This window comes from Nonomuraea sp. 3N208 (genome assembly GCF_052245935.1).
Classification (GTDB): Bacteria; Actinomycetota; Actinomycetes; order Streptosporangiales; family Streptosporangiaceae; genus Nonomuraea.
On record NZ_JBQQBR010000038.1, the window covers coordinates 58892 to 85614 of the forward strand.

Annotated in this window: 26 protein-coding genes and 3 pseudogenes; 13 read left to right on the forward strand and 16 right to left on the reverse strand. The window is 69.5% G+C overall.

The features are described from left to right. Positions 1-43: 43 nt before the first annotated feature. On the forward strand, positions 44-271 hold the full coding sequence (locus tag ACTWPT_RS43600; RefSeq protein ID WP_327586353.1) for a DUF397 domain-containing protein: 228 nt from the start codon (positions 44-46) through the stop codon (positions 269-271). A 344-nt stretch (positions 272-615) separates the two neighbouring features. Here the strand turns inward: ACTWPT_RS43600 and ACTWPT_RS43605 are convergent. The 3 genes and pseudogenes from ACTWPT_RS43605 to ACTWPT_RS43615 all read right to left on the reverse strand — a co-directional run. After that, positions 616-873 (reverse strand): annotated as a pseudogene (locus ACTWPT_RS43605) (catalase); the annotation flags it as partial. Between the two features lie 36 nt (positions 874-909). Further along, a complete protein-coding gene (locus ACTWPT_RS43610) occupies positions 910-1317 on the reverse strand; it encodes a Fur family transcriptional regulator (RefSeq protein WP_443183416.1) in 408 nt (135 codons plus the stop codon). Between the two features lie 54 nt (positions 1318-1371). Beyond that, positions 1372-2787, reverse strand: a complete 1416-nt coding sequence (locus ACTWPT_RS43615) for an MFS transporter (protein ID WP_443183417.1) — start codon at positions 2785-2787, stop codon at positions 1372-1374. Between the two features lie 85 nt (positions 2788-2872). Between ACTWPT_RS43615 and ACTWPT_RS43620 the strand changes: the two genes are divergently transcribed. From ACTWPT_RS43620 to ACTWPT_RS43635, 4 genes are all read left to right on the forward strand, one after another. Continuing rightward, positions 2873-3700 carry a helix-turn-helix transcriptional regulator gene (locus tag ACTWPT_RS43620; RefSeq protein WP_443183418.1) on the forward strand — a complete coding sequence of 276 codons (828 nt, stop codon included), beginning with the start codon at positions 2873-2875 and terminating at the stop codon, positions 3698-3700. Between the two features lie 60 nt (positions 3701-3760). Then, positions 3761-4834: a CapA family protein gene (locus ACTWPT_RS43625; protein WP_443183419.1), complete on the forward strand. Its 1074-nt coding sequence runs from the start codon at positions 3761-3763 to the stop codon at positions 4832-4834. A gap of 40 nt (positions 4835-4874) precedes the next feature. Next, a complete protein-coding gene (locus ACTWPT_RS43630; RefSeq protein WP_443183420.1) occupies positions 4875-6584 on the forward strand; it encodes an SDR family oxidoreductase in 1710 nt (569 codons plus the stop codon). A 134-nt stretch (positions 6585-6718) separates the two neighbouring features. Continuing rightward, the gene (locus ACTWPT_RS43635) at positions 6719-7285 is read left to right on the forward strand and encodes a TetR family transcriptional regulator (RefSeq protein WP_443183421.1); all 567 of its coding nucleotides are present in this window, start codon (positions 6719-6721) and stop codon (positions 7283-7285) included. Here ACTWPT_RS43635 and ACTWPT_RS43640 read toward each other — a convergent pair. Next, complete coding sequence (locus ACTWPT_RS43640; RefSeq protein ID WP_443183422.1) at positions 7280-7612, reverse strand: hypothetical protein; 333 nt, start codon at positions 7610-7612, stop codon at positions 7280-7282. The two genes, ACTWPT_RS43635 and ACTWPT_RS43640, sit on opposite strands and share 6 nt — an antisense overlap. On the opposite strand from ACTWPT_RS43640, the pseudogene ACTWPT_RS43645 reads away from it, so the two are divergent. Then, positions 7611-7919 (forward strand): annotated as a pseudogene (locus ACTWPT_RS43645) (TetR/AcrR family transcriptional regulator C-terminal domain-containing protein); the annotation flags it as partial. The gene ACTWPT_RS43640 and the pseudogene ACTWPT_RS43645 overlap by 2 nt on opposite strands. A 142-nt stretch (positions 7920-8061) precedes the next feature. Next, the gene (locus ACTWPT_RS43650; protein WP_443183423.1) at positions 8062-8169 is read left to right on the forward strand and encodes a hypothetical protein; all 108 of its coding nucleotides are present in this window, start codon (positions 8062-8064) and stop codon (positions 8167-8169) included. A gap of 8 nt (positions 8170-8177) precedes the next feature. Here ACTWPT_RS43650 and ACTWPT_RS43655 read toward each other — a convergent pair whose 3' ends face one another. Next, on the reverse strand, positions 8178-8504 hold the full coding sequence (locus tag ACTWPT_RS43655) for a hypothetical protein (protein WP_443183424.1): 327 nt from the start codon (positions 8502-8504) through the stop codon (positions 8178-8180). Between the two features lie 172 nt (positions 8505-8676). Between ACTWPT_RS43655 and ACTWPT_RS43660 the strand changes: the two genes are divergently transcribed. Then, the gene (locus ACTWPT_RS43660; RefSeq protein ID WP_443183425.1) at positions 8677-9207 is read left to right on the forward strand and encodes a hypothetical protein; all 531 of its coding nucleotides are present in this window, start codon (positions 8677-8679) and stop codon (positions 9205-9207) included. A gap of 764 nt (positions 9208-9971) precedes the next feature. On the opposite strand, the gene ACTWPT_RS43665 is transcribed toward ACTWPT_RS43660, so the two are convergent. The 7 genes and pseudogenes from ACTWPT_RS43665 to ACTWPT_RS43695 form a co-directional block, all read right to left on the reverse strand. Beyond that, positions 9972-10661 (reverse strand): hypothetical protein, encoded by a 690-nt coding sequence (locus ACTWPT_RS43665; RefSeq protein ID WP_443183426.1) that lies wholly within the window; start codon positions 10659-10661, stop codon positions 9972-9974. Positions 10662-10840: 179 nt separating this feature from the next. Continuing rightward, positions 10841-13414, reverse strand: a complete 2574-nt coding sequence (gene clpB, locus ACTWPT_RS43670) for an ATP-dependent chaperone ClpB (RefSeq protein WP_443183427.1) — start codon at positions 13412-13414, stop codon at positions 10841-10843. A gap of 32 nt (positions 13415-13446) precedes the next feature. Continuing rightward, positions 13447-13770: pseudogene (locus ACTWPT_RS43675) on the reverse strand (heat shock protein transcriptional repressor HspR); the annotation flags it as partial. A gap of 3 nt (positions 13771-13773) precedes the next feature. Beyond that, on the reverse strand, positions 13774-14946 hold the full coding sequence (gene dnaJ, locus ACTWPT_RS43680; RefSeq protein ID WP_443183428.1) for a molecular chaperone DnaJ: 1173 nt from the start codon (positions 14944-14946) through the stop codon (positions 13774-13776). Positions 14947-14968: 22 nt separating this feature from the next. Further along, a complete protein-coding gene (grpE, locus tag ACTWPT_RS43685; RefSeq protein ID WP_443183429.1) occupies positions 14969-15589 on the reverse strand; it encodes a nucleotide exchange factor GrpE in 621 nt (206 codons plus the stop codon). After that, positions 15589-17457, reverse strand: a complete 1869-nt coding sequence (gene dnaK / locus ACTWPT_RS43690) for a molecular chaperone DnaK (protein ID WP_305914379.1) — start codon at positions 17455-17457, stop codon at positions 15589-15591. Before dnaK ends, grpE begins: the two co-directional genes overlap by 1 nt. A 182-nt stretch (positions 17458-17639) precedes the next feature. Then, positions 17640-18086, reverse strand: a complete 447-nt coding sequence (locus ACTWPT_RS43695) for a hypothetical protein (RefSeq protein ID WP_443183430.1) — start codon at positions 18084-18086, stop codon at positions 17640-17642. Between the two features lie 71 nt (positions 18087-18157). On the opposite strand from ACTWPT_RS43695, the gene ACTWPT_RS43700 reads away from it, so the two are divergent. The 5 genes from ACTWPT_RS43700 to ACTWPT_RS43720 all read left to right on the forward strand — a co-directional run bounded on the left by ACTWPT_RS43700 (position 18158) and on the right by ACTWPT_RS43720 (position 23204). Continuing rightward, positions 18158-19039: a proline dehydrogenase family protein gene (locus ACTWPT_RS43700; protein WP_443183431.1), complete on the forward strand. Its 882-nt coding sequence runs from the start codon at positions 18158-18160 to the stop codon at positions 19037-19039. An 81-nt stretch (positions 19040-19120) separates the two neighbouring features. After that, positions 19121-19915: a pyrroline-5-carboxylate reductase gene (gene proC, locus ACTWPT_RS43705; protein WP_443183432.1), complete on the forward strand. Its 795-nt coding sequence runs from the start codon at positions 19121-19123 to the stop codon at positions 19913-19915. A 75-nt stretch (positions 19916-19990) separates the two neighbouring features. Then, the gene (locus tag ACTWPT_RS43710) at positions 19991-21343 is read left to right on the forward strand and encodes an efflux RND transporter periplasmic adaptor subunit (protein ID WP_443183433.1); all 1353 of its coding nucleotides are present in this window, start codon (positions 19991-19993) and stop codon (positions 21341-21343) included. Beyond that, positions 21340-22023 carry an ABC transporter ATP-binding protein gene (locus tag ACTWPT_RS43715; RefSeq protein ID WP_443183434.1) on the forward strand — a complete coding sequence of 228 codons (684 nt, stop codon included), beginning with the start codon at positions 21340-21342 and terminating at the stop codon, positions 22021-22023. Before ACTWPT_RS43710 ends, ACTWPT_RS43715 begins: the two co-directional genes overlap by 4 nt. Then, entirely contained in the window at positions 22020-23204 is a 1185-nt protein-coding gene (locus ACTWPT_RS43720) for an ABC transporter permease (protein ID WP_443183435.1), read from the forward strand. Before ACTWPT_RS43715 ends, ACTWPT_RS43720 begins: the two co-directional genes overlap by 4 nt. Positions 23205-23218: 14 nt before the next feature. On the opposite strand, the gene ACTWPT_RS43725 is transcribed toward ACTWPT_RS43720, so the two are convergent. From ACTWPT_RS43725 to ACTWPT_RS43740, 4 genes are all read right to left on the reverse strand, one after another. After that, positions 23219-23959: an ABC transporter permease subunit gene (locus ACTWPT_RS43725; protein WP_443183436.1), complete on the reverse strand. Its 741-nt coding sequence runs from the start codon at positions 23957-23959 to the stop codon at positions 23219-23221. Further along, a complete protein-coding gene (locus tag ACTWPT_RS43730) occupies positions 23956-24846 on the reverse strand; it encodes an ABC transporter ATP-binding protein (RefSeq protein ID WP_443183437.1) in 891 nt (296 codons plus the stop codon). The genes ACTWPT_RS43725 and ACTWPT_RS43730 overlap by 4 nt, the downstream gene beginning before the upstream one ends. Positions 24847-24926: 80 nt before the next feature. Further along, positions 24927-25595 (reverse strand): response regulator, encoded by a 669-nt coding sequence (locus ACTWPT_RS43735; RefSeq protein ID WP_443183438.1) that lies wholly within the window; start codon positions 25593-25595, stop codon positions 24927-24929. Further along, the gene (locus ACTWPT_RS43740) at positions 25592-26719 is read right to left on the reverse strand and encodes a sensor histidine kinase (protein ID WP_443183439.1); all 1128 of its coding nucleotides are present in this window, start codon (positions 26717-26719) and stop codon (positions 25592-25594) included. Before ACTWPT_RS43740 ends, ACTWPT_RS43735 begins: the two co-directional genes overlap by 4 nt. Between the last annotated feature and the right edge of the window lie 4 nt (positions 26720-26723).

A 26723-nucleotide genomic window follows, 5' to 3' on the forward strand; every position in this document is an offset into this window, starting at 1 on the left:
TCAACAAGGGGCAATGGAGCCCCTTTAGCTATTTGGGGAGATAATGCACAACCACCCTTCGAAGGCGGCTTGGCGGAAGAGCACCTTCTGCAATGGCGCAGATGCCTGTGTCGAGATCGCCCCGCTCTCTGACGGCAACGTCGCGCTGCGTGACAGCAAGGAGCAGGACGGTCCCGTTCTTGTGTTCACTCCTGCGGAGTGGGCCGCGTTCACCTCCGGCGTTCGCGAGGGTGAATTCGACCTGGCGACACTGGCGGCGACGAGCGCCTAAAGAAAACGGCCCGGCGACGTTGAGGACGCAACATCGCAGGGCCGCTCCCCGCACGGCCCACAAGGGGCCATGGCCAACTCCTGCTCACCTCGCGAGCGAGCGTAGAAGACGTAGCCATCATGGCACAGCATCCCCCTGGACGATCAAGCGCCATGGGGTTCGATCTCGCGTGGACCGCCGCCAATTCGAGGTGCGATAAGCCGCCTTACCGGATCCATTTCGAAAGCTGCCGGTGAAAAGCAGGGGCGGCCGGAAGAATTTCGCTTGAACATGCGTACGGCGCATCCTTTTCCAGGACGCGCCGCACGAACGGGTTTTCAGGTCAGGACAGCCCCAGGCCCTGGGCGCAGGAAGAGCGGGGTCTCCTTGCCCTTCTGGAACAGCTTCGCCTTCGTGTACTGGCTCACGTCCTCGGTGATCTGCAGAATCCCGTGGGGCGCCACCGCCCTTGGCGTGCACGACGCGCTCGGGGGCGCGCTCCCGGTTGAAGTGCGCCATCTTCTGGATCAGATAGTGATCCTGCATGAGCAGGGGCCGTTCGGGCCGACGGAGAGCGAATGCTCGTCGCTCGGGGCAGGAAGGCCCGAGTCGTCGGTGGTCATGGGCCTGGTCGTTATTAGCGCGGGTCCTCCGAAAGGTCATCGTTGGCAGTTCGGGCAGACGCCCCAGAAGGTGACGTCGGCTTCGTCCACGACGTAGCCGGCCGTGTCGGTGGGCTCGAGGCAGGGGGCGACCCCCACCACGCAGTCGACATCGGCCACGGCGCCGCACTCCCGGCAGACGAGGTGGTGGTGGTTGTCGCCCACGCGTGCCTCGTAACGCGCCGGGCTGCCCATGGGCTCGATCTTCCGTACGAGACCGGCCTCGTTCAGCGCGTGCAGCGAGTCGTAGACCGCCTGGAGTGAGACCTGTCCCACACGTTCACGCACGCCCTGATAGACGTCGTCCACGTCCGGGTGGTCGGTATCGCGTACGGTCTGCATGATCGCCAGCCTGGCCGCGGTCACCCGGAGCCCGGCCTGGCGGAGAAGGTCGTCGTCCCCCATGGCAACCACGCTACGTCTTTAACCTGAAGCATTTAAGTAAAGGAATTCTCCAAGTTAGGCCAATGACGGCACGCGGACGCGTACGAGGAAGATGGAGCTCAGGCCGGCGAGCACCGCCAGTCCGGCCATGGCGAGTGAGGCGCCCAAGGGCGCCGACAGGGTGCCGTGGCCCTGGCTCAGCGCGATGAACAACGTTCCCACCGTGGCGACGCCGATGACCTGGCCAAGCTGCATCACCGTGAGCAGCGCGCCCGAGGCGTCGGCCGCGTACACGCCGTCCACCCGCTCGGTCGCCATATTGGTCACCGCGACCTGGACGCCGAGCCCGGCGCCGATGAGCGCGCTCATGATCGCGTACGCGAGCCCGCCCCCGGCGGCGAGCCCGAGTCCGAGGTAGGCGGGCGCGGCCACCACGTAGCCAAAGGGCACCAGCGGGCGCTGCAACCGGCTCGGCAGGCGCGGCCAGAGGAGCCCGACCAGGCCGAAGGCCAGCGCGCAGGGGACCATCATCATGCCGGAGGCAAGCGGCGACAGGTGCAGCTCGCCCTGCAGGTGCAGGGCCGAGGTGAACAGGAAGGCGCCCCAGGTGGCGGGTCCGAAGAGCAGGATCACCAGGCCCGGCCGCATGCCGGGTGCGCGCAACACCCGCGCGTCCACAAGAGGGCGGCCGCCTCGCGCGGTCACCCACCGCTCGACCCTGACGAAGGCTCCGAACATGGCCACGCTCAGCCCCATCGAGATCCAGCCCCACAGCGGCCAGCCGAGGTCGCGGCCGAGCACCAGCGGCACCACGAACAGCAGCACCGCCGCCGACAACGTGACCAGACCCCACGGGTCGAGCCCGGTCCGGCCGCCGCCCTCGTCGGTGGGCAACACCTTGAGCCCGGCCGCCAGCAGGATCGCGCTGATGGGCACCAGCACCAGGAACACGATGCGCCAACCCGCGCCGAAGCCCAGCAGGATCCCGCCGAACGCCTGGCCGACCACGATGCCGCCACTGATGGTCAGCGACCACATCCCGATCGCCCGCCCTCGTGCCGCGCCCTGGTAGTTCCGCTGGATCAGCGTTAGCACCTGCGGCATCATCAGCGCCGCGCCGGCGCCCTGGAGCAGGCGGAAGGCCACCAGCCAGCCGGTGGAGGGCGCCAGGCCCGCGGCCAGCGTGGTGGCCGTGAACACCGCCAGGCCGCCGAGGAAGGCCTTGCGATAGCCGAACAGGTCGCCGACCCTGGCTCCGGTGATCAGCAAGACGGCGTAGACAATGGTGTAGCCGGCCACGATCATCTGCAGGCCGGCGCCCGAGGAGTGCAGGTCGGCCTCGATGGTCGGGGTGGCCACGTTGACGATGTTGACGTTCAGGATGGCCAGGAACTGCCCCACGAGGATGATCGCAAGGAGCAGGCCGCTGGCTCTGGTCCCTCTCTGTGGGTTTGTGTCCACGGGAGAGGTGAAATCGGCGATTTGCGTCATACTGAGCAGTCTGCCGGGGTATCAGTACCAGTAACGAGAGCCCATTTATACTGGTACTAGCGGTAACTGGATAACGGGTGGCGATATGAGCGTGGCAACGGCCAAGCGTGCGGATTTGTCGGCGTTCCTGCGGACGCGTCGCGAGCGCATCACCCCTGAGATGGTCGATCTGGCGCCAGGCCCACGCCGGCGCACCCCTGGGCTGCGCCGCGAGGAGGTCGCGCAGCTGGCCGGGGTCGGCGTGACCTGGTACACGTGGCTGGAGCAGGGGCGGCCGATCAACGCCAGCACCCAGGTGCTCGACGCGATTGCGCGCACGCTGCGGCTCGACAGTGCCGAGCGGCAGCACCTTTACCGGCTGGCGGGGCATGCCGAGGATCCCGGCCTCGTGGACTCGGGGCACGTGACGCTCGAGCTCCAGGGCATACTCGACCGGCTCGGTGACCTGCCCGCCGTCGTCTCCAACGGCCGCTGCGACGCCCTGGCCTGGAACGACGCCTACGCCGCCCTGTTTCCCGAAGTCGTCAACGCAGCTGAGGGCGAGCGCAACTCGCTCTGGCAGACCTGCCTCAACCCCATGCTCTCCGCCATGCTGCTCAACCGCGATCAGGAGCTGGCGCGGGCGGTCGCCGTCTTCAGGAGCGCCTACAGCCGGCACGCGGACGACCCCTGCTGGCAGGACTTCGTCCGCCGGCTCAGCGCTGAGAGCGCCGAGTTCGCCCTGCTGTGGGCCAGGCAGGACGTGGCCGAGCCCGGGCCGAGGGTGAAGACGTTCAAGCACGTGGAGCTGGGCGAGCTGCGCTTCAGCACGACCAGCCTCGTGGCGGTCCCGGAGCTCCGGGTGATCGTGTACACGCCGATGGACGACGCGACCAGGTCCGCAATGAGCAAATTGATGGGGTCTGCCCTGTAATCTGCCGTGCATGGCATGCTCGATCCCTGAAAGTCAGGATTCGAGCGGAAATGGCGGCAGATGAGACTCCCCCGTGCCCTCCCGTTGTTCGCCGTCGTCGTCTCGCTTGCCGCCTGCTCATCGGCGCCTGAGCGGGAGTTGCAGAGCAAGCCGGTCGACCGGCAGGCGGCCGCCTCGCCGGAGGAGGAGCCGACGCCGGAGCGGCGGCCGTACACGATCTCTTTCGGCGGGGACGTGCACTTCGAAGGGATGTTGCGGCCCAGGTTGTCCAACCCGCGCACCGCGTTCGGGCCGATCGCGAGCGTGCTGCGTCAAGCCGACTTATCGATGGTGAACCTGGAGACCGCCATCACCACCGGGGGGACGCCCGCGCCTGGCAAGCAGTTCACGTTCCGTGCGCCCTCGACGGCGTTCACCGCGTTGAAGGCCGCGGGAGTGGACGTCGTGTCCATGGCGAACAACCACGGCATGGACTACATGGAGAGCGGGCTGGCCGACTCGCTGGTGGCGATCAAGCGCAGCAAGTATCCCGTGGTGGGGGTCGGGAAGAACGCGGCGGAGGCGTACAAGCCGTTCAGGAAGACCGTGAACGGGAACCGGGTCGCGATCATCGGGGCCACTCAGGTGCTGGACGCGGAGTTCATCCAGGCGTGGACGGCCACGGCCGACAAGGGCGGGCTGGCCTCGGCCAAGGACGAGGCGAGCCTGCTGAGGGCGGTGCGGCAGGCACGCAAGAACTCCGACACCGTGATCGTCCACCTGCACTGGGGCACCGAGATGCAGAAGTGCCCGAACCAGGCTCAGCTCTCGCTCGCCCCCAAGCTGGTCAAGGCCGGCGCGGACGTGATCGTCGGCGGACACGCGCACATCCTGCTGGGGTCCGGATATCTCGGTAAGGCGTACGTCAACTACGGCATGGGCAACTTCGTCTTCTACAACTCCAATCCGGCGACCACCGGCAGGACCGGGGTGTTGACGTTGACGATCAACGGGCGGAAGGTGCTGAAAGACCGCTGGACGCCGGCCACCATCCAGGGCGGTGTCCCGGTCCCGATGACCGGGTCCGCCAGGACCCAGGCGGTGGCGGACTGGAAGGCGCTGCGCTCCTGCACCGGGCTGGCCGCGCGGCCCTGACAGATCTATAATTGGACGTCCCGTCCAATAGGAGGTCGCGATGCGGTGGGTCGAGTCCGGTGACGTGCGGCTGGCGGTCTTCGAGGACGGCGACCCGGCTCACCCCACACTGCTGCTCCTGCACGGCTATCCGGACACGCATCGGGTCTGGGACGAGGTGGTCGCGCTGTTGCGCGACCGCTTCCACGTGGTGCGGTACGACGTGCGCGGGGCCGGGGCCTCCACCGAGCCGCTGGACCGCCGCGACTACGGGTTCGACCGGTTGATCGGCGATCTCTCCGCCGTGCTCGACGCCGTGGGGAAACCCCACGTGCATCTCGTCGGGCACGACTGGGGGTCCCTGCAGGGTTGGGAAGCGGTGGGACGGGCCGGGGTGCTGGAGCGGTTGGCCTCGTTCACCAGTGTCGGGGGGCCGGGATTGCGGCAGACGGCGCACTTCCTGCGGCACGGCAGGCGGCGCCAGGTCGCCGCGCAGATGGTCAGGTCCTGGTACATCGGTGGGTTCCTGGTCCCTGTGGTGCCTGAGCTCGTATGGAGCTCGATCCTGCCCCGGCTGATCGCGCAGGGCTTCGGCGACGGGGTCGCGGCGCGGGCCGGCCATCCCGCCGAGACACTGGTCAAGGACGGGCACAACGGGCTGTGGCTCTACCGGCGGAACATGCCTGACACGCTCGCGGACCCCGATCTCAGTCCGGCCGTCGGGGACATCCCCGTGCAGCTCATCGAGGCCACCCGCGACAGGTTCGTGACGCCGGCGCTGCTGGCCTCGACCGGGCAGTGGGTGCCCAGGCTGTGGCGTCGCGAGATCGCGGCGGGCCATTGGGTGCAGCGCAGCCATCCAGAACTCGTCGCCGGGATGATCGCCGAGTTCGCCGCCCACGTGGACGGTGCCCCCGCGTCCAGGGAATTGCGGCGGGCGCGGGCGGGCGCGCGGCGCGGGGCGTTCGGGGACCGGCTGGTGGTGGTCACCGGCGCGGGGTCGGGGATCGGGCTGGCCACGGCTCGGGCGTTCGCCGCCCATGGGGGCGAGGTGGTCTGCGCGGACATCGATGCCGACGCCGCCGCACGGGCCGCAAGCGGGATCGTCAAGGACCTCGGGGGCACGGCGTGGGCCAAGCAGGTAGATGTCGCGAATATCGATCAAATGGAGGACTTTTCTCGAAATATTCTTTCCCAATATGGGGTGCCGGACATTGTGGTCAACAATGCCGGGATCGCCGTGGCCGGGTCCATTCTCGATCACACGGTTGACGACTGGCGCAGAACGATCGACGTCAACCTCTGGGGAGTCGTGCACGGCTGCCGGCTGTTCGGGGCCGCCATGGTGGATCGCGGCCAGGGCGGGCACATCGTCAACGTCGCCTCCTTGGCCGCGTTCGCGCCGTCCAGGATGTTGCCCGCGTACTCGGTCTCGAAGGCGGCCGTGAAGATGCTCAGCGACTGCCTCAGGGCCGAACTCTCCGGGCACGGGATCGGCGTCAGCGCCATCTGCCCGGGCTTCGTGTCCACGCCCCTGGCACAGCACACCACATACGTGGGGCGGGACCTCCGCGAGGAGGCCGTGCGCGGGCTGGCGCGGCGCCGGTACCCGCCCGAGCGGGTGGCCGCCCACATCCTGCGGGCGGTGCACCGGAATCAGGCGGTCGTACCTGTCAACCTGGAAGGCAAAATAGGCTACGTCCTGTCCAGGATTTCGCCGCGGGTGATGCGCGGGCTGGCGCGGCTGAGTGGACCCACAAGAAATCCATAAATTTGCAAGTAACGATCGCCCGTAGGGGAGAAGATGAATCCGTGTCTTCGCCGCAGATGGATGACGATTGTGCCCAGCCCCAAACTCTGAGGCGGCAGCCCGCACAGCGCCGCAGTGCGCGGCGGGTCGAGCGCATGCTCGACGCCTGTGCCGAGCTGCTCGACGAGACCGGATACGAGGCCCTGTCCACCACCCGCATAGCCGAGCGGGCGGACGTGGCGATCGGGTCGGTCTACCAGTTCTTTCCCGACAAGCGGGCCATCACCCAAGAAGTCACCCGGCGCAACGTCGAGGAGTTCGTCCGCAGGGTGGACCGCCGGTTCCTGGAGGAGGACCATCGCGGCTGGTGGGAGGCGGTCGACGCGATCATCGACGAGTACGTCGACATGCACAGGACGGTCGCCGGCTTCAAGAGCCTGCACTTCGGTGACGCCGTCGACCTCAACATGCTCGACTCCGACTCCGACAACAACACGGTGATCGCGGGACGGCTGCGTGGGCTGTTCCTGAAGGAGTTCGGGCTGGCCGACAGCTCGGAGCTGGACCTGGCCGTCCTGGTGGCCGTCGAGGCCGGGGACGCCGTGCTGAAGCTGGCCTTCCGCCGCGACCCCGACGGCGCTCCCGAGATCATCGATGCCGCCAAGCAGCTGATCCGCGGCTTCCTGTCCCGTCAGCTGAAATCCTGGTCGCCACCGTCATAGGGCCTTGCCGCGGAAGTACGCCAGCGTCGCCAGGATCAGCACGATCGCGATGGCGAACGGCAGTTCCGCCGTGTTCGAGCCGAAGCTGATGCCGTGTTCGGCCAGGACCGAGGGCGGCAGGCCCTGGCGGGCGACCTCCGCCTCGGCCGCCGCCTGCGCGCCGGCGCCGTGGACGAGAACGACGTAGGTCCCGAGCAGGAACGGCACGGCGCTCAATAACTGCAGCGTCGCGGCAAGGACGACGCGGCGTGGGCGCTTGACCAGGGAGCAGATCATCCGGGCCGCAGTCGAGGTCCTGGACGCCGAGGGCGTGGAGGGGCTCAACATGCGGCGCCTCGGCACGTGGCTCGGCTCCGCCGCCACGGCGGTCTACTGGCACGTCAAGAGCAAGGATGAGCTCGTCGTGCTGGCCGCCGACGAGGTGTGGAGCGAGATCGAGCTACCCGACCCGGCCGGGGTGGGCTGGCGCGAGGCCGCCGCCGTAATGGCCCGCAACCTTCACGCGATGGTCGTCAGGCATCCGTGGCTGGTGACGGCCATGAGCCTGTACTCCATCTACGGCCAGGGCAAGGCCCACCACGACGACCACCTCATCGGGGTCTACGAGGCGGCCGGGTTCACCGGCCGGCAGGTGGACTGGGCGATGAACGTGGTGTTCGTCCTCGCCCTCGGCCAGGCGCTCGGCGAGGCGTCCGACGCCGCCTGGCGCCGGCGACTCCGCCGAGGTACGGGCCGATACGGCGTGGATCGCCGAGATCGCCGCGCAGTTCCCGAGGTTGCGGGCCCGCCTGGACGCCCTGGGCGACGACGGCCCGGAGGAGAGCTTCGAGTTCGGCCTTCAGACGGTCCTCGACGGCCTGGAGGCCCGGCTGGTCGCACCGTGAGCGTGGGCTCAGTCCTCGATGGCGTTCGCGACCTCCTTCAGCAGCCCTGGCAGCCAGTCCGGAATCTCAGAGTGCCCGTGCTTGTGATCACTGAGCGCGGTCGCCGGCACCTCCTGGAACCGGGGCGTGGAAGGCGTGCGCAGACACGGCGCGGGGAACGACACCGGGCGCGCGTCCCGGGCCTCACGGAGATCCAGCCTCGCCTCCAGTGCCCGCAGGTTACGTTCCGCGGCCTCGATGGCCTCCAGCCGGGCCGACAGATAGCCGGCCACACCCGGGATGAGAGCCGACAGTACGACCGTACAGGCCAGCGCGAAGGTCATCTGCTTGGACATGCCCATCACAGCCCCTTCCGCTCGCAAGGCGCAAAGCAACCGATATATGCCCCGCAACCTGCATAAACACGCGCAGTGTGAGCATGGTTGAACGAGACGTTACCGAATTTCGCACCGACCGGCCATGTGCATTGACCGGGCAAAGCCTCGGGTGGCTCGGTAGTCTCGCGGTGTGGCGCATGTGACCCGTGAGCACCTTGATCGTCTGCTTGACCAGGCCCTGCTGGCCGACGACCACAGTTCCCTGGCCAGTCGGCTCTACGACGTCGCGCTCGACTACTCGTCCGGCGACGTCTCCAGGGCGTCCATCCTGGTCCTCGCCGCCGAGGAATGGCGAGCGGCGGGCCAGCCTGCGCGCGCGATGGAGTGTTTCCAGCGCGCGGTCGAGGACGGCGGCGATGCGGGTTTCGACCCGCGTGCCGGAATCGCTGACACGCTCTTCGAGCTCGACAGGGCCGATGAGGCAAGGGAGGTCATCGAGACGATACGCGCTGAGGGCGGCGTGTCCACGGCGACCGCACACACGATCGCCGAGACGCTGGTGGCGTACGGGGATCTGCAGGGCGGTCTCGAGTGGGCCACGCAGGCCGCGCTGGGGTCCGACGAGAGCGATCCTGACCATGTGGCGGCGTTGCGTACGCGCTACCGGATCAGGGTCGATCTGGGACTCCCCGAGGACGAACTGGACGCACTCGTCCACTGACGCCGCGGCCGGCCTGCCGGCCAGGAGTCGGCGCGTGCGCGCCTGCCCTCGCGCACGCTGTCCATGCCACTATGCCCCTCGAAGGGACGCCTGCGCCCCAAGCGACAGATGTGACGTCCTGCCGGCTCCACCTCATTGGGGCGGGGGCCCTCTGGCGGGATGGTCCGAGTCGATGGGGGAGGCAGCCACCATCCTCCCGCCCAGCGCCTCTCGCACGCACATGGGAGTCGTGTCGGCGGACGCGGCGCTCGTCGGCGGTGGGCACCCCATCGGCACGTTCCGCTCCGCGCGACGGCTCCGCTCGTACACGGTGCGTCGCGCCGGGCCGAGGGGCATCCGGCTGCATACGGGGCCGTCCATATGGCATGGGGGCCGTCCAGATGGCGTACGGGTCGTCCGGGATGGCATGCGCGTCCGGGATGGCATGCGGGCCGTCCGGACGGCGCCGGGAACTCAGGCACGCCGGTGCCTCACTGGCCCGGCGGGTGGCATCCCCCGCCAACGCGCCGAGTGACCCGCAGCGGGTCCCAAGGGAGCGGCGGGCGTCCAGAGGCGGGTAGCCGCGACCGTCCGGCCGGTTGCGTGGGCGCGGCGTCGCCCGGGGGGCGATGGGCTGCGGGCACAAGCCGAAGGGGCACGTCCGAGGCTGGCGGGTGGGGCCGAAGGGGCCGCGGCTCTGGATGGACGCGGCCCCTTCGGCTAGGGGGCGCCGGGCGCGGCAGGCACGGTCCGCGCCCGGACGAGGTGGCTGGGAAGCCGCAGGTTCACCGCAGGGTGACGCCCTTGACCAGGCCCGCAAGGCCCTCCATCCCCGCGGCGCCGCCCGGCGGTATGGAGGTGTTCCCGAGACCAGGCATGGCCGTCGGCAGCACCTCGCCGATGAGCTTCGTCCCGATCGTGTGCATCGGCTTCTCCACGCCCTTCGGGTCGTGGGTGGTGACCGCCGGGGCCTTGGCGTGGTTCGGGCCGTGGCCGATCGCCGTCTCGTTCGGCACCCGTTCCATCAGTGCCGTACCAGGAAGAGGAAGAGGCGGCAGCGCGGGCACGTGAGCCGCGGTCGACCGGTCCTCCATCCCGGCCCGGCCCGTTCTCGTGGGAAGGAGTCCTGGCGAGCCGGAGGCCAGCGAGGGCATGTCCCAGGTCGCCACCATCCCGCCGAGGTCGGCCAGGCCGGGCGCCGGGTTCCCGGCCGCCAGGCCGGCAAGGCCGGCCAGCCTGGCCAGCTGCCCCGTGGCCACGCTGGGCTGGACCGCCTCCGGGGAGAGCGCCCCGGCGCCGGGAGTGCCGTCGTTCAGGTACGGCCCGCGGCCCTCACCGCAGTTCCGGTCGGACGCCGCCACGGCGCGCCCCTTGTCCCCGCAGGCGTTCGCCTGGGTGGCTGCCACGGCGAGCCAGGTGACGCCCGCGGCCAGGGTCGCCGCCGCGACGATGCTTCGGATCTTCTGGGCTGGCACCGCACGCCCCCTGATCGATTTCGGTGATCTGACGAACGCCGAACGTAGTCGCCGCAGAGGTGGCCCGAGTGGGGCTTGTCCGAAGAGTGGGCGGGACCTTACCAAGGAGGGGGCCCGATGACCGCGCCATGACACGCCGGAGCCCGGAGATCGCGGCTGGATCTCCGGGCTCTCTGTGGTCAGGCGGCTCGCTGGATGAGCAACTCGTCGTCGCCGAGATCGACGATGACCTTGTCGCCGTCCACGACGTCCCCTGACAGCACGGACTTGGCCAGCTTGTCGCCGATGGCGGACTGGACCAGGCGGCGCAGCGGGCGGGCGCCGTACAGCGGGTCGTAGCCGGTCATGGCCAGCCACTCGCGCGCCGCCGGCGTGACGTCCAGGATCAGCCTGCGGTCGGACAGGCGCCGCGCCAGGCGCTCGACCTGCAGATCGACGATCTGCGCCAGCTCCTCCGTCCCCAGTGCGTCGAAGAGGATCACGTCGTCGAGGCGGTTGAGGAACTCCGGCTTGAAGGAAGTGCGCACCGCCCCCATGACGGCCTCTCGCTTGGCGCCGTTCTCCAGTTTGGGGTCGATGAGGTACTGCGAGCCGATGTTGGAGGTGAGGATCAGGATCGTGTTGCGGAAGTCGACCGTGCGCCCCTGGCCGTCGGTCAGCCGCCCGTCGTCGAGCACCTGGAGGAGGATGTCGAATACCTCGGGGTGGGCCTTCTCGACCTCGTCGAGCAGCACGACGGTGTACGGGCGGCGCCGGACGGCCTCGGTGAGCTGGCCGCCCTCCTCATAGCCGACATAGCCGGGCGGCGCGCCGACGAGCCTGGCCACGCTGTGCTTCTCGGAGTATTCGCTCATGTCGATGCGGGTCATCGCCCGCTCGTCGTCGAACAGGAACTCCGCCAGCGCCTTGGCCAGCTCCGTCTTCCCCACACCTGTCGGGCCGAGGAAGACGAACGAGCCCGTCGGCCGATCGGGGTCCGCGATGCCGGCCCGGCTGCGCCGGACGGCATCGGAGACGGCCTGTACGGCCTGCTGCTGGCCGATGAGCCGTCTGCCCAGCTCCTCCTCCATCCGCAGCAGCTTGGCCGTCTCAGCCTCCAGGAGACGCCCTGCGGGGATGCCGGTCCACGACGAGATCACCTCGGCGATGTCGTCGGCGCCGACCTCCTCCTTGACCATGGCGTTGTCCGGCGGCGCGGCCTCGGAGGCGGCCTTCAGCGCCTGCTCCAGCCCCGGCACCTCGGCGTACATCAGGCGCGAGGCGGCCTCGAAGTCGCCGTCTCGCTGTGCCCGTTCGGCGGCGCCGCGAGCCTCGTCGAGTTGCTTCTTCAGCTCGCCGACCTTGTTGAGCCCGGCCTTCTCGTGCTCCCAGCGGCCGACGAGGGCATTGAGCTCCTCCTGGCGGTCGGCCAGCTCCCTGCGGAGCCGCTCGAGGCGCTGCACCGAGGCCTCGTCGGTCTCCTTCGACAGGGCCAGCTCTTCCATCTTCATGCGGTCGACGTTGCGCTGGAGCTGGTCGATCTCCACGGGACGGGAGTCGATCTCCATGCGCAGCCGCGAGGCGGCCTCGTCGACCAGGTCGATGGCCTTGTCGGGGAGGAAGCGGCTGGTGATGTAGCGGTCGGACAGCGCGGCGGCGGCCACCAGCGCGCTGTCGGCGATCTGCACCTGGTGGTGGGCCTCGTAGCGGCCCTTCAGCCCGCGCAGGATCGCGATCGTGTCCTCGACCGTGGGCTCGCCCACGTAGACCTGCTGGAAGCGGCGCTCCAGCGCCGGGTCCTTCTCGATGCGCTCGCGGTATTCGTCGAGCGTGGTCGCGCCGATCATGCGCAGCTCGCCTCGGGCCAGCATGGGCTTGAGCATGTTGCCCGCGTCCATCGCGCCCTCGGCCGCCCCCGCGCCGACCACGGTGTGCAGCTCGTCGATGAACGTCACGATCTGCCCGTTGCTCTCCTTGATCTCGGAGAGCACGGCCTTGAGCCGCTCTTCGAACTCGCCGCGGTATTTCGCCCCGGCCACCATCGCGCTCAGGTCCAGCGCGATGAGCCGCTTGTTGCGCAGCGACTCGGGCACGTCGCCGGCCACGATGCGCTGGGCCAGGCCCTCGACGACGGCGGTCTTGCCGACGCCGGGCTCGCCGATCAGCACCGGGTTGTTCTTGGTGCGGCGGCTGAGCACCTGGACCACGCGGCGGATCTCGCTGTCGCGGCCGATGACCGGGTCGAGCTTGCCGGCGCGGGCACTCTCGGTCAGGTCGACGCCGTACTTCTCCAGCGCCTGGTAGGTGTCCTCAGGGGTCTCGCTGGTGACGCGGGCGTGGCCGCGTACCTTCTCGAAAGCGTCGAGCAGCGCCTGCGGCGTCGCGCCCTGCGACTTGAGCAGCTCGGCCGTCTGGCCGCCGTCGGCGGCCAGGCCCACCAGCAGGTGCTCGGTGGAGACGTAGAGGTCCTCGAGGCGGTTGGCGTGCTGGGCGGCAGTGTTCATCACGGTGAGCAGCTGGCGCGAGCTCGACGGCGCCCCGACCGTCGCGCCCTGCGCCTTCGGCAGCGCCGCGAGCAGCTCCTCGGCCCGCGCCCGCAGTGTGCGCCAGTCGGCGCCGACGGCCTCGAGCAGCGGCACGGCGGTGCCGCCCGTCTGCGACAGCAGCGTGGTCAGCAGGTGAGCCGGTGCGATCTCCGGGTTGCCCTCAGCGGCAGCACGCCGCATGGCCCCCGAGAGCGCTTCCTGGCTCTTCTGGGTGAGCTTGTAGTCCATTCCTTCTAAGCCCCCGGTGGCAGTTCATAGCGGATCAACGCTCTGACCATCCGCATCTCGGCACGCAGACGGTGAACCTCCTCACGCAGCCGAAGAGATTCGTTCTCGAGCTCGAGGATCCGCTTGATGCCCGCGAGGTTGATGCCCTCCTCCTGGGAGAGCCGCTGCACCTCGCGGAGCTGGATGATGTCTCTTGTGGAGTAGAGGCGGCCCCGGCCCGCCGTGCGGCCAGGACTGACCAGCCCCAGCCTGTCGTACTGCCGCAGGGTCTGCGGGTGGAGCCCGGACAACTGCGCGGCCACCGAGATCACGTAGACGGGTGTGTCGTCTGACAGGTCGAAGTAATTGGCGTCCATCGGCTACTCGCTTCTGGCTCGCTGAATGAGATCAGCGCGCGGGTCCTCCCCCGCGGTCGCGGTGTTGAACTCGGTCAGGAGCTCGCGCGACTTGTCGTCGAGCGTCTTCGGCACGACCACTTCGACGGTGGCGAGCAGATCGCCCTTCGTGCCGTCCTTGCGGGTGACGCCCCTGCCGCGCACCCGGAACGTGCGCCCGTTGGGCGTGCCCGTGGGGATACGCAGCGTGACCGGCAGGCCCTTGAGGATCGGCACCTTGATCTCGGCGCCCAGCGCGGCCTCCGTGAACGTCACCGGCACCGTGACGGTCAGGTTGTCACCCGACCTGCCGAACACGGCGTGCGGCTTGACGTTGGTCTGGATGTAGAGGTCGCCGGCCGGGCCGCCGTTCTCGCCCGGGGCGCCCTTGCCCTTGAGCTTGACCCGCTGGCCGTCGGCCACGCCGGCGGGGATGCGGGCCTGGATGTTGCGGGTGCTCTTGGCCCGGCCGTTGCCCTCGCACACGGGGCAGGGGTCGTCCACGATCAGGCCGCGGCCCTTGCAGTCGCGGCAGGGCTCGGAGAAGGCGAAGTTGCCCAGGTTGCGGCTGGCCGCCCCGGTGCCCTCGCAGGTGGGGCAGACCCTGGGGGTCGTGCCCGCCTTGGCGCCGGTGCCGCTGCACGCGGTGCAGGCGGCCGAGCTGGTCAGCCTGAGCGACACCGTGGTGCCCTCGACGGCCTCGGTGAACGTCAGCGTGACCTCGGACTCGACGTCCTGGCCGCGTCGTGGCCTGGACGTCGTGGTGGTGCGGGTCGTGCCACCACGGTTGAACAGCCCGCCGAACAGGTCGCCGAGCCGCTCACCCGCGCCGCCGTGGCTCTGCTGTCCGGTCCCGCCGAACAGGTCACCGAAGTCGAACGGGAAGCCGCCACCGCCGGCCCGCTGGCCGCCCACCCCGGAGCCGAACAGCGTGCGCGCTTCGTCGTACTCCTTGCGGCGCTTGCTGTCGGACAGGACGTCGTAGGCCTCGGAGACCTCCTTGAACTTGGCCTCTTTGGTCGCGTCGCCCTGGTTGCTGTCGGGGTGGTATTGCCTGGCCAGCTTGCGGTAGGCCTTTTTGATCTCGTCTGCGGTGGCGGTCTTGGGCACACCAAGGACGGCGTAGTAGTCCTTCTCCAGGTAGTCCTTGGTGCTCATCTAGGGCCCTTCGTCCTCGTCCTTAGTTGTCTTCTTCGGATTGTGCGTCGCCGTTCGGCGCCGCGGGGGCGTCTTCGGGCTCGGCCACGGCCACCCGAGCCGGGCGGAGCACCCTGTCACCCATCCGGTATCCAGGCTGGAGCACCTCGATCGCGGTCGGCTCGATCACGTCCGGGGAGTAGCTGTGCATCAGCGCCTCGTGGACGGTCGGGTCGAACGGCTCGCCCTTCTGCCCGAAGGGGCTGAGGCCAAGCTTGGTGACGACCGCCTCCAGCGACTCCGCCACCTTCGCGAAGCCCCCGGTGAGCTCACCGTGGTCGCGGGCCCTGCCGATGTCGTCGAGCACGGGCAGGAGCTCCACCAGCGCACCCGCGACCGCCTGCTCCCTGACCGCGGCCCGGTCGCGCTCGACCCGCCTGCGGTAGTTCACGTATTCGGCCTGGAGCCGCTGCAGGTCGGCGGTCCGCTCGGCGAGCTGGGCGGCCAGCTCGCCGTCGGGGGAGGCCACAGCCGGCGCCTCGGCGAACGGCTGCCCGGCCGCCTGGTCGGCGGCGGCGGTCTCCCTGACCTGCCCCGTCTCCGGGTCGATCTTGCGCTTGTCGCGGATCACCGGCTCCTCATGCCCGTTTTCACGCGCCGGCATCACTTGTCCTTCTTCGGCTCGTCGTCGACGATCTCGGCCTCGACCACGTCCTCGTCGGCCTTCTGGCCGTCACCGGCGGAGGCGTCCTGCGGGGCGCCCTCGCCACCGGCCTGCTGGCCCTGGCTCGCGGCGTAGATCGCCGAACCCATCTTCTGGCTCACGGTGGCGAGCTTCTCCGCCGAGGTGCGGATGACGTCGGTGTCGGTGCCCTCCAGAGCCTTCTTCAGCTCGGCCAGGGCGTCGTTGACCTCGGTCTTGATGTCGCCGGGGACCTTGTCGTCGTTCTCGCGGAGGAACTTCTCCGTCTGGTAGGCCAGACCGTCCGCGTTGTTGCGGACCTCGGCCTCCTCGCGGCGCTTCTTGTCCTCCTCGGCGTACGACTCCGCCTCGCGCATCATGCGCTCGATGTCGTCCTTCGGCAGCGCGGAGCCGCCAGTGATCGTCATCGACTGCTCCTTGCCCGTGCCCAGGTCCTTGGCGCCGACGTTGACGATGCCGTTGGCGTCGATGTCGAAGGTGACCTCGATCTGCGGGATGCCGCGCGGCGCCGGCGCGATGCCGGTCAGCTCGAACGTGGCGAGCTTCTTGTTGTACGCGGCGATCTCGCGCTCGCCCTGGAAGACCTGGATCTGCACCGACGGCTGGTTGTCCTCGGCCGTGGTGAAGACCTCAGAGCGCTTCGTCGGGATCGTCGTGTTGCGCTCGATGATCTTGGTGAAGATCCCGCCCTTGGTCTCGATGCCCAGCGACAGCGGGGTCACGTCGAGCAGCAGGACGTCCTTGACCTCACCCTTGAGCACGCCGGCCTGCAGGGCGGCGCCGATGGCGACGACCTCGTCCGGGTTGACGCCCTTGTTGGGCTCCTTGCCGCCGGTCAGCTCCTTGACCAGCTCGGTCACGGCGGGCATGCGGGTCGAGCCGCCGACGAGCACCACGTGCGCGATGTCGGCGACCTTGATGCCGGCGTCCTTGATGACCTGGTGGAACGGGCCCTTGGTCCGCTCGAGCAGGTCGGCCGTCAGCCGCTGGAACTCGCTGCGCGTGAGCTTCTCGTCGAGGTGCAGCGGGCCCTCGGACGACGCCGTGATGTAGGGCAGGTTGATGTTGGTCTCGGACTGGCTGGACAGCTCGATCTTCGCCTTCTCGGCGGCCTCGCGCAGGCGCTGGAGCGCCATCTTGTCCTTGGCCAGGTCGACGCCGTGAGCGTTCTGGAAACGCTTGACGAGCTCGTCCACGACGCGCTGGTCCCAGTCGTCACCACCGAGGTGGTTGTCACCGGAGGTGGCCTTGACCTCGACGAAGCCGTGGCCGTCCTCCTGGCCGACGTCGAGCAGCGACACGTCGAAGGTGCCGCCACCGAGGTCGAAGACCAGGATGGTCTGGTCCTGCTCCTTGTCGAGCCCGTAGGCGAGGGCCGCCGCGGTCGGCTCGTTGATGATGCGGAGCACGTTGAGGCCCGCCACCGTGCCGGCCTCCTTGGTGGCCTGCCGCTGGGCGTCGTTGAAGTATGCCGGGACGGTGACCACCGCGTCGGTGATCTTCTCGCCCAGGTATGCCTCGGCGTCCTGCTTGAGCTTCTGCAGCACGAAGGCGCTGATCTGCTGCGGCGAGAACTTCTTGCCGTCGATCTCCTTGGACCAGTTGGTGCCCATCTCCCGCTTGACCGAGCGGATCGTCCGGTCCACATTGGTGACGGCCTGCCGCTTGGCGACCTCACCGACCAGGACCTCGCCGTTCTTCGCGAAGGCGACCACGGACGGCGTGGTCCGCGAGCCCTGCGCGTTGGCGATGACGGTGGGCTCACCGCCCTCGAGGATCGAGACGACGGAGTTGGTCGTCCCAAGGTCGATACCTACCGCACGTGCCATGAGTACGTCCTTGTAGTCAAAGTTGAGTCGGTCGGACTCAAGCTACGGATGCCTGTCGGCTTTGTCAAACGACTTGAGCCTACTCGACTCAACCCTCGTGAGTGCGGTCGCATTCCTGATTCTGCATGACAAGAGACCCCCGATGCGCTGGCACACGGGGGTCTCTTCGCGCGAATGGAGAGTCAGGTTTTGGCGCCGTCCACGATCTTGCGCTTGCCGAGTGCCTTCTTCAGCTTCACCGTCGTGGTCTTCTCGACCGCGATCATGATGCAGGACACGTTCCTGGCCTTGGGCGCGATGCCCTCGTACAGGGTGATCGTGACCCTCTTCCTGGTCTCCTTGACCTTGACCTTGTGCAGCACCGTGCACGGCGCTACGCCGGACGACCAGAAGAGCTGGATCTGCTTGCCCTTGGCGACCGGCTTGGCCTTGGTCCAGCGGACCTTGTGGACGTTGATGGCGTTGCCCGTCGGCTTGACCGGCTCCGGTCCCTTCGTGGGGGCGGTGGTGACCGGGCTCACGGCGACCGGGGCGTCGGGCGTGGAGGACGCGGCCTGCTTGGCGGGCGGCGCCGTGGCACAACTCGTCGCGAGCACCAGAGATCCGGCCAGAAGAGTCGCTTTCGTCATTGTGCGCATACTCATACGACGGACAAGGCCGACGCCCGGTTCAGCGCCATACCAGAGTTAGTGTGGTTCCCGTGCTCCGTCAGGCCCTGCTCGCCGTCTCCAAGAGCGAACGCGCCGAACGCGTCATCTCCTCCGCGCCGCTGACCAGGGACGTGGTCAGGCGCTACGTCGCCGACGACGTCGGCGCCGTGATCGACGAGCTGACCCGTAGTGGGCTGCTCGTCACGGTCGATCACCTCGGTGAGGAGGTGACGGATCCCGCGCAGGCCGGGAACACCGTCGGGGAATACCTGTCGCTGCTCGACCTGCTGCCCGCAGGCGCCGACGTGTCGGTCAAGCTCACGGCGCTCGGGCTGCGGCTGTCGGAGCAGCTCGCGCTCGACCACGCCGCCGCCATCTGCCGGGCCGCAGCGGCCAGGAACGTCACGGTGACGCTCGACGCCGAGGAGCACGACACGATCCCGGGGCTGCACTCCGTGCACACCGCGCTGTGCAGGGACCATCCGGACGTGGGCGTGGTGGTGCAGGCCTACCTGCCGGAGGCGGTGGAGCGCTGCGAGAAGCTCGGGGGCGCCCGGGTACGCCTGTGCAAGGGCGCCTACACCGCTCCCGGTGCCTACACCCGGCCCGCCGACATCGACCGCTCGTTCGTCCGCTGCCTGAAGGTCCTGATGGCCGGCACCGGCTACCCCATGGTCGCCACACACGACCCCAGGCTGGTGCGCATCGCCTCCACGCTGGCCGTGCTCTCCGGGCGCGACGTGACGGGCTTCGAATACCAGATGTTGTACGGGGTCCGCCCCGACGAGCAGGCCCGCCTGGCCGGCCTGGGCGCCCAGATGCGCGTCTACGTCCCGTACGGCTCCGACTGGTACGCCTACCTCATGCGCCGCCTCGCCGAGCGTCCCCGCAACCTGACCTTCTTCCTCAGGTCGCTGCTCTCCCGCCGATAGCCCGATCGCCGACGGGTTGCCGCCCCTGCGCCGGCACCCACCCGCAAGCGACCAACGGCGGGGTGTGAGTAGGCTGCCAGCGTGATTGCAATTCTGGGCACGGGCAAGATGGGCGAGGCCCTGCTGTCCGGTCTGCTGCGCGCGGGCTTCAAGCCGGGTGACATCATGGCGACCAGCCGCCGGGCCGAGCGGGCGCAGGCGTTGCGCGAGACGTACGGCGTGCGCACCGTCTCCAACTCCGAGGCGGCCAAGGCGGCCGACACGCTGATCCTGGCGGTCAAGCCGCAGGACATGGCCACGCTCCTGGCCGAGATAGCCCCCTACGTCCCCGCGGACCGCCTGGTGATCAGCGCGGCGGCCGGCATCACGACGTCGTTCGTCGAGCAGCGGCTGGGCGTCGACGTGCCCGTGGTGAGGGTGATGTCCAACACGCCCATCAGGTTCGACGAGGCGATGAGCGTGATCTCGGCGGGCGCGCACGCGGGGGAGGAGCACCTGAAGCTGACGGAAAACCTGCTCAAGCCCGTCGGCAAGGTGCTGCGCATCCCGGAGTCCCAGCAGGACGCCGCCACGGCGCTGTCCGGCAGCGGCCCCGCCTACTTCTTCTACCTGGTGGAGGCCATGGTGGACGCGGGCATCCTGCTCGGCATGCCGAGGGCCGCCGCGCTCGACATGGTCACCCAGTCCATCGTCGGCGCGGCCGTGATGTTGCGCGACTCGGGCGAGCACCCGGTCATCCTGCGCGAGGCCGTCACCTCGCCGGGCGGCACGACGATCGCCGCGATCGCCGAGCTGGAGCGGCACAGCGTGCGTGCGGCGTTCCTGGCCGCCATCGAGGCCGCCCGCGACCGCGGCCGCCAGCTCGCCTCCGGCTGAGAGGCTGAGGGGTTGCTGAGAGCTCGCTGAGAGCCGGTCGGCGGCCCGAGGGCACCGGCTCATACGATGTCTCGGGTGACGTTACGTCGCGGCGTCGCGCCGCTGCTCGTCCTCTTAGCACTGACCGGCTGCACGTCCGAGGAGCCGTCGAGCGTCCAGGTCGGGGACGTCAGGCGTGCCCCGGTCACCGAGGTCGTCGAAGCTCCCGCCACGGTGGGCGCGCGGGCCTCGGCGACGCTACGGTCCCCCGCCCAGGGCACGATCGCCAAGCTGTACGTCCGCGAGGGCGACCGCGTCCGCAAAGGCGACATCCTGGCCAAGATCCGCTCGCCCCAGGCTCAGAGCCAGCTCGAACAGGCCCGCCAGGCCTCCAAGATGGCCGCCCCGGCGGGCGTCGCCATGCCGAGCGTGCGCCTGCCGTCGCTCGACACCAGGGCGTTCGACCGCAAGGTGGCCGCGCACTTCGCCAAGGCCCGCAAGGAGGCGAAGAAGGTCGAGGACGCCAGGGCACGCAAGCGACTGCTCCAGGCCATCGACCTGGCCCAGGACCAGCACAAGGCGCAGACCAAGGCCCTGGCCACGATCACCGCCCAGCTCAACCGCTCGATCAACGGCGTCCTGTCCGGCGTGACCAGCGGCCTGTCGAGCTCCATGGCCTCGCTCCAGGCCGCCTCGAAGTCCCAGGCCAAGGCCGCGGTCAAGGCGGCGGAGAGCACCGTCAAGTCGCTCACGATCAAGGCGCCGTTCGGCGGGGTCGTCACGCTGGGCCGCGTGTCGGGCGGCGGTGGAGGAGGCGGCGTCGAGAGCCTGCTCGGCCAGCTCCCCAGCGGGGGCGGGCAGCAGTTGCCGTCCCTTCCCTCGGGAGGCTCATCGGGCGGGACTCCGGTGGCGACGGGGGTGCCCGTCTCGGTGGGCGACACGATCGCCACCGTCACCGACGTCTCCACGCTCCTGCTGGACGCCGACGTCGATGAGACGGACGTGTTGCTGGTCAAGAAGGGCGTGAAGGCCGCGGTCGAGCTGGACGCGGTCCCCGGGGGCACGTACACGGCCGTTGTCACCGGCATCGGCGTCACCCCCAAGGAGGGCACCACGGGCGGCGTCAGCTATCCGGTACGGCTCACGCTCGGCGCCGGGACGTTCGACGACGGCTCGGAAGCGCCCACCCCCAAACCGGGTATGAGCGCGGTCACCCGGCTGACCGTGCGCGAGTCGCCGTCCGCGGTCTCGGCCCCTGCCTCTGCCATCGTCTCCAGCGGGCGCGAGAGCGTCGTCTGGGTGATCAGGAACGGCGTCGCCGAGCGGCGCGTGGTCAAGCTCGGCGCGCAGGGCGATGCGGTGGTCGAGGTGCTGAGCGGGCTGTCGGTGGGTGATCGGATCGTGGTCAAGGGGGCTGACTCCGTACGGCAAGGGCAGCCCCTGCCATGACGCCGGCCATCGAGGGCGTGGACCTCACCAGGCGTTACGAGCTCGACGGCGTGGCCGTGGAGGCGCTGCGCGGCGTCTCGCTGACGATCGGGCAGGGCGAGTTCGCCGCGATCCTGGGCCCGTCGGGCTCCGGCAAGTCCACGCTCATGCACCTGCTCGGCTGCCTGGACCGACCCACCTCGGGGACGCTCATGATCAACGGAGTGGAGATGTCGGGTTTATCGGACATCGCCCTGGCGGACCTGCGCAACAAGACGATCGGCTTCGTCTTCCAGTCCTTCCACCTGCTTGGCCGGACCACCGCGCTGGACAACGTGGCGCTGCCGCTGGTCTACCGGGGCGTCGGCAGGTCCGAGCGGCGGGCCAGGGCCAAGGCGGCGCTGGAGTCCGTCGGGCTCGGGCACCGCATGGGGCACCGGCCGTCGCAGATGTCCGGTGGCGAGCAGCAACGCGTCGCCATCGCCAGGGCGCTGGTCGGCGAGCCCAAGGTGCTGCTGGCAGACGAGCCCACCGGCAACCTCGACACCGCCAACGGCGCGGAGGTGATGGGCATCCTCGACCGGCTCAACAGCGACCGGGGCGTGGCCGTGGTGCTGGTCACGCACGAGCCCGAAGTCGCCGCCCACGCCCGTCGGCAGATCCACGTACGGGATGGCTTGATCGAGAAGGACACCTCGTGAGGACGGGCGAGGCCTTGGCCATGGCCTTGGAGGCGCTGCGGGTCAACCGGCTTCGTAGCGTGCTGACGATGCTCGGCGTCATCATCGGCGTGCTCGCCGTGGTGATCCTCGTGGCCATCGGCACCGGCGCCAAGGACGAGATCGAGAAGCAGATCTCCGGCCTCGGCAGCAACATCATCCTGGTGGTCCCCGGGCGCATCAGCCTGGGCGCGGCGCCGACGCAGAGCAAGCTGAACCTGGCCGACGTGGCGTACGTGCGGCGCGTGGTCGGAGACCCGTCGAAGGTGACGGTCTCGCTGCAGTCGGGCGAGACCGTGCGCGTGGGCCGGACGGAGGCTTTCGTCACGGTGGTCGGCACCGACCAGAACCTGGTCAACATCTTCGAGCGGCCGCTCGAGAAGGGCCGCCCGCTGAGCGAGACCGACGTCGACACCCGCCGCAGGGTGGCGGTGCTCGGCTCGGAGGTGGCCGACCGCATGTTCGGCGACCTCGACCCGATCGGGCGGCAGGTGACGATCTCCGGGGCCAGGTTCCGGGTGGTGGGGGTGTACGCCGAGGTCGGGCAGACGTTCGGGCTCTCCCGCGACCAGGAGATCCACATCCCGGTGACCACCGCGCAGCGGCTGTTCGGGCTCGAGCGGATCAACGGGATGGCGGTCGGCGCCTCCGGGCCCGATGAGATCGACCCGCTGTCGGACAAGGTGACGGCCGCGCTGCGGGCCCGCTATCCGGGCGAGCAGTTCTCCGCCGTCACGCAGACCGCGCTGCTCGGCACGATCGGCAGCGTGCTGGGCATGCTCACCGGCGTGCTGGCCGCCATCGCGGGCATCTCGCTGCTGGTCGGCGGGGTGGGCGTGTCGAACATCATGCTCGTCAGCGTGCGCGAGCGCACCCGCGAGATCGGGCTGCGCAAGGCGCTGGGGGCCAGGCAACGCGACATCCTGGCCCAGTTCCTCATCGAGGCGGTGTTGCTGACCACGATCGGCGGCCTCATCGGGATCCTGCTCGGGGTCGGTGGCTCGCTGGCCATCGCCGCCTTCACGGAGGTGCCGGCGTCGATCACGTGGTGGTCGATCGCGCTGGCCTTCGGCGTGTCGGCGGCGGTCGGGGTGTTCTTCGGCGTGGCGCCGGCGCGGAGGGCGGGCAGGCTGGACCCCGTCATCGCACTCCGCGCCGAGTAGCCGAGCAGCGGGGCTCAGGCGTCGCGGCGTTGCATCAGCACCGCACCCGCGATCACGGCGACCACGACCCACACCGCGTAGACGCCAAATCCGCTCCACGGGCCCAGCGTGCCGTTGTCCTGGTTGGTGACGACCAGCAGGCCCGCGTTGGTGGTGAAGTATTCGGCCACGGTCTTGCCCCACTGCCCCGGTAGCTGGTTCGCCACCGTGGGCAGCACCAGCATCAGCGCGATGGCCGACACGAGCGCACCCGGCGTGTGCCTGATGAGCGTGCCGAGGCCGAGTCCGAACACGCCGCACGCGGTGAGGTAGAGAGTCGCCCCGAGCACGGCCCGCGCCACATCGCCCATCTCGACCGACGGTGGTTGGGAGATGGCCAGGCCGATGCCGATCGCGGCGGCCGACGCGACGGCGGAGACGATCAGCGATGTCACGGTGAAGATCACGAACTTGCCGGTCAGCAGGCTCATGCGCTTGGGCACGGCCATCAGCGACGTGCGGATGCCGCCCGTGCGGTATTCGCTGGAGATCACCAGCACGCCGAGCGTGGCCATGGACAGTTGCGCGAACATGATGCCGAGCAGGCTGATCATGATCGCCTCGTCGCCGGAGGGCGGCCCGCCGGGATTGTTCTTGGAGGCGGCGGTGACGAGCGCGGCCAGGCCCGCCATCAGCACGACCGTGACGGCCAGCGTCCACACCGTCGAGCGCACCGAGCGGATCTTGGTCCATTCGGACCTGAGGATGTCGATCATGACGAGAACTCCAGGCTGTCCTTGGTGAGCTCCATGTAGGCGGCTTCGAGCGAGGGCTGCACGTACGTCAGCTCCTCCAGCGGGATGCCGGCGCGCGCCGCGAGCGTGCCGATCTCGAGCGGGCTCATCGCGGTCACCCGCAGGTGGTCGGGATGCAGCTCGCCCACCTTGATGAGCTCGGCCACCTCGGCCAGCCGGGGCGAGCGCACCCGTACGTACCCCTGCGAGCTGCGCCCGATGAACTCCTCCACGCTCGTGTCGGCGATGAGCTTGCCCTTGCCGATCACGATCAGGTGGTCGGCGGTCTGCGCCATCTCGCTCATGAGGTGGCTGGAGACGAACACCGTCCGCCCCTCCGCCGCCAGCTTGCGCATGAGCGTGCGGATCCACAGGATGCCGTCCGGGTCGAGCCCGTTGACGGGCTCGTCGAAGAGCAGGATCTCCGGGTCGCCGAGCAGCGCCGCGGCGATGCCCAGCCGCTGCGACATGCCCAGCGAGAATCCGCCGACCCGCCGCTTGGCCACCTCCGCCAGCCCCACCGTCTCCAGCACCTCGGTCACCCGGCTCGCCGGGATGCCGTTGCTCTGGGCGATGGCCAGCAGGTGGTTGCGTGCGCTGCGCCCGCCGTGCACGGCCTTGGCGTCCAGCAGGGCGCCCACCTTGTGTAAGGGGTGCCGCAGCTCGTGGTAGGGCCGCCCGTCCACGAGCACGGAGCCGCCGGAAGGCCGGTCGAGGCCCAGGATCATCCGCATGGTCGTGGACTTGCCTGCCCCGTTGGGCCCGAGGAAGCCGGTCACCTGACCGGGCTCGACGTCGAACGACAGGTCCGCCACCGCGACGGTGCCGCCGTAGCGTTTGCTCAGGTTCGTTGCTCGAATCTCGGTCATGATCCCAGGGTGCCGTCGCGGGCGGCCGGTTTCGTCCTGCCCCGGGACTGTTCTCGACGGAGGTCTCTAGGACTCTGGTCCTACTCTCCAGGGTGGATCAACGCCGCCTCGTAGGCGACGATCACTGCCTGCGCCCGGTCCCTGACACCGATCTTGGCGAACAGGCTCGTCACGTGGTTCTTCACGGTCGACGGGGAGACGGACAGGTCGGCGGCGATCTCCGGGTTCGACCGGCCGCGGGCGATCAGGACGAGGACCTCCCGCTCCCTATCTGTCAGCCCGGCCAGCCGGGCAGGCACCGCCCGCGGCCGGGAGGCGCGGACGAACGTGCCGATCAGCCTGGTGAGCAGGCGCGGCGCGACGGCCGACTCGCCGCGGTGCACAACGCGCACGCCCTCGATCAGCTCTTCGGGGGAGACGTCCTTGGGCAGGAACCCGTCCGCGCCCGCCCTGAGCGCCGCGACCACGTTCTCGTCCAGGTCGAACGTGCTCAGCGCGAGCACCCGCACCTCCGGTAGCTCCGTGGTGATCAGCTCGGTCGCGCGGACCCCGTCCAGGGTCGGCATGTGCAGGTCCATGAGCACCACGTGGGGTGAGAGCCGCCTGCTCAAGTCCACTGCCTCCGCGCCGTCGGCGGCCTCGCCGACCACGCTCAGGTCGGGCTGGGCGTCCAGCATGAGCCTGAAGCCCTTGCGCACGAGCTCGTGGTCGTCGGCAAGCAGGACTCTGATCGGCTCTCCATGGATCATGCTCTCTCCAGGGGGATACGGGCGTGCACTCGGAACCCGCCTTCGGGGCGTGGGCCCGTGGACAGCTGGCCGCCGCATAATGCCACCCGCTCGGCCATGCCGCCGAGCCCGAATCCCGGCGCGCCGTCGGCCTTCGCCAGGCCGTCGTCGATCACCTCGACCTCCACCGCCGCCGGCTCGTACGCCAGTCGCACGCTGGCTCTGGCGCTCACCGCGTGCTTGCGCGTGTTCGTCAGCGCCTCCTGCACGATGCGGTAGACGGCGTGGTCCACGGCGGCGGGCAGTTCGACGGGCTCGCCCGTCACGGTCAGACTCGCGGGCAGCCCCGCCGACTTCGCCTCCTTGATCAGCGTCGGCAGCCGCTCCGCGCCCACCCCCGTCGCGGCGTCTGGGCCGTCCCCGCCGTCGGCCCTCAGCACGTCCAGCAGGCGGCGCATCTCCGACATCGCCTGGCGGGCGGTCTGCTCGGCGCTCTCCAGCGCGTTCCTGGTGACCTCCTGCTCGGGCGGGAGCGTGGCCCGCGCGCCGCCCACCAGGGCGTTGATGACGGTGATGTGGTGGGCGACCACGTCATGCAGCTCTCTGGCGATGCGCCGCCGCTCGGCGCGTACGGCGGCGTCGGCGGCCTCGCGCCTGCTGCGCTGGTTGAGCTCGGTTCTGAGGCGGACGAGCTGCCCGATGCCCACAGAAACGCCGATGGAGAACAGGGCGCCGATCCAGTTGCCCCGTCCGGGCCAGTAGATCTCCATCGTCGACGCGTATACGGCGTAACCGGCCACTGCGGTCAGCACGGTCGCGCGGCCGGCGGTGTAGCGGCCCACGCTGTAGAACGCGATGGCGGAGGGGACGTTGGCGATTTGGACGAGGTGCGTCGCGAAGCCCACGACGTCCAGGGCGGTCACCAGTGCGGTGGTCAGGATCGGCCGGTTACGCCGCATGAGGAGGAGCAGGGCGCCTGCCAGGTAGTGCGCTGCGCTGAGCGGCGTCTCCACCTCGCCCCGGGGGACCATGGAAATGATCGCAAGAGCCGCCGGGAGGGAGATCAGGATCACCAGGGTGGTGTCGAAGACCCGGGGTCGTCGGAAGAAACGCACGATCTTCGTGAGGGTTCGTGCCACGCGCACGTTT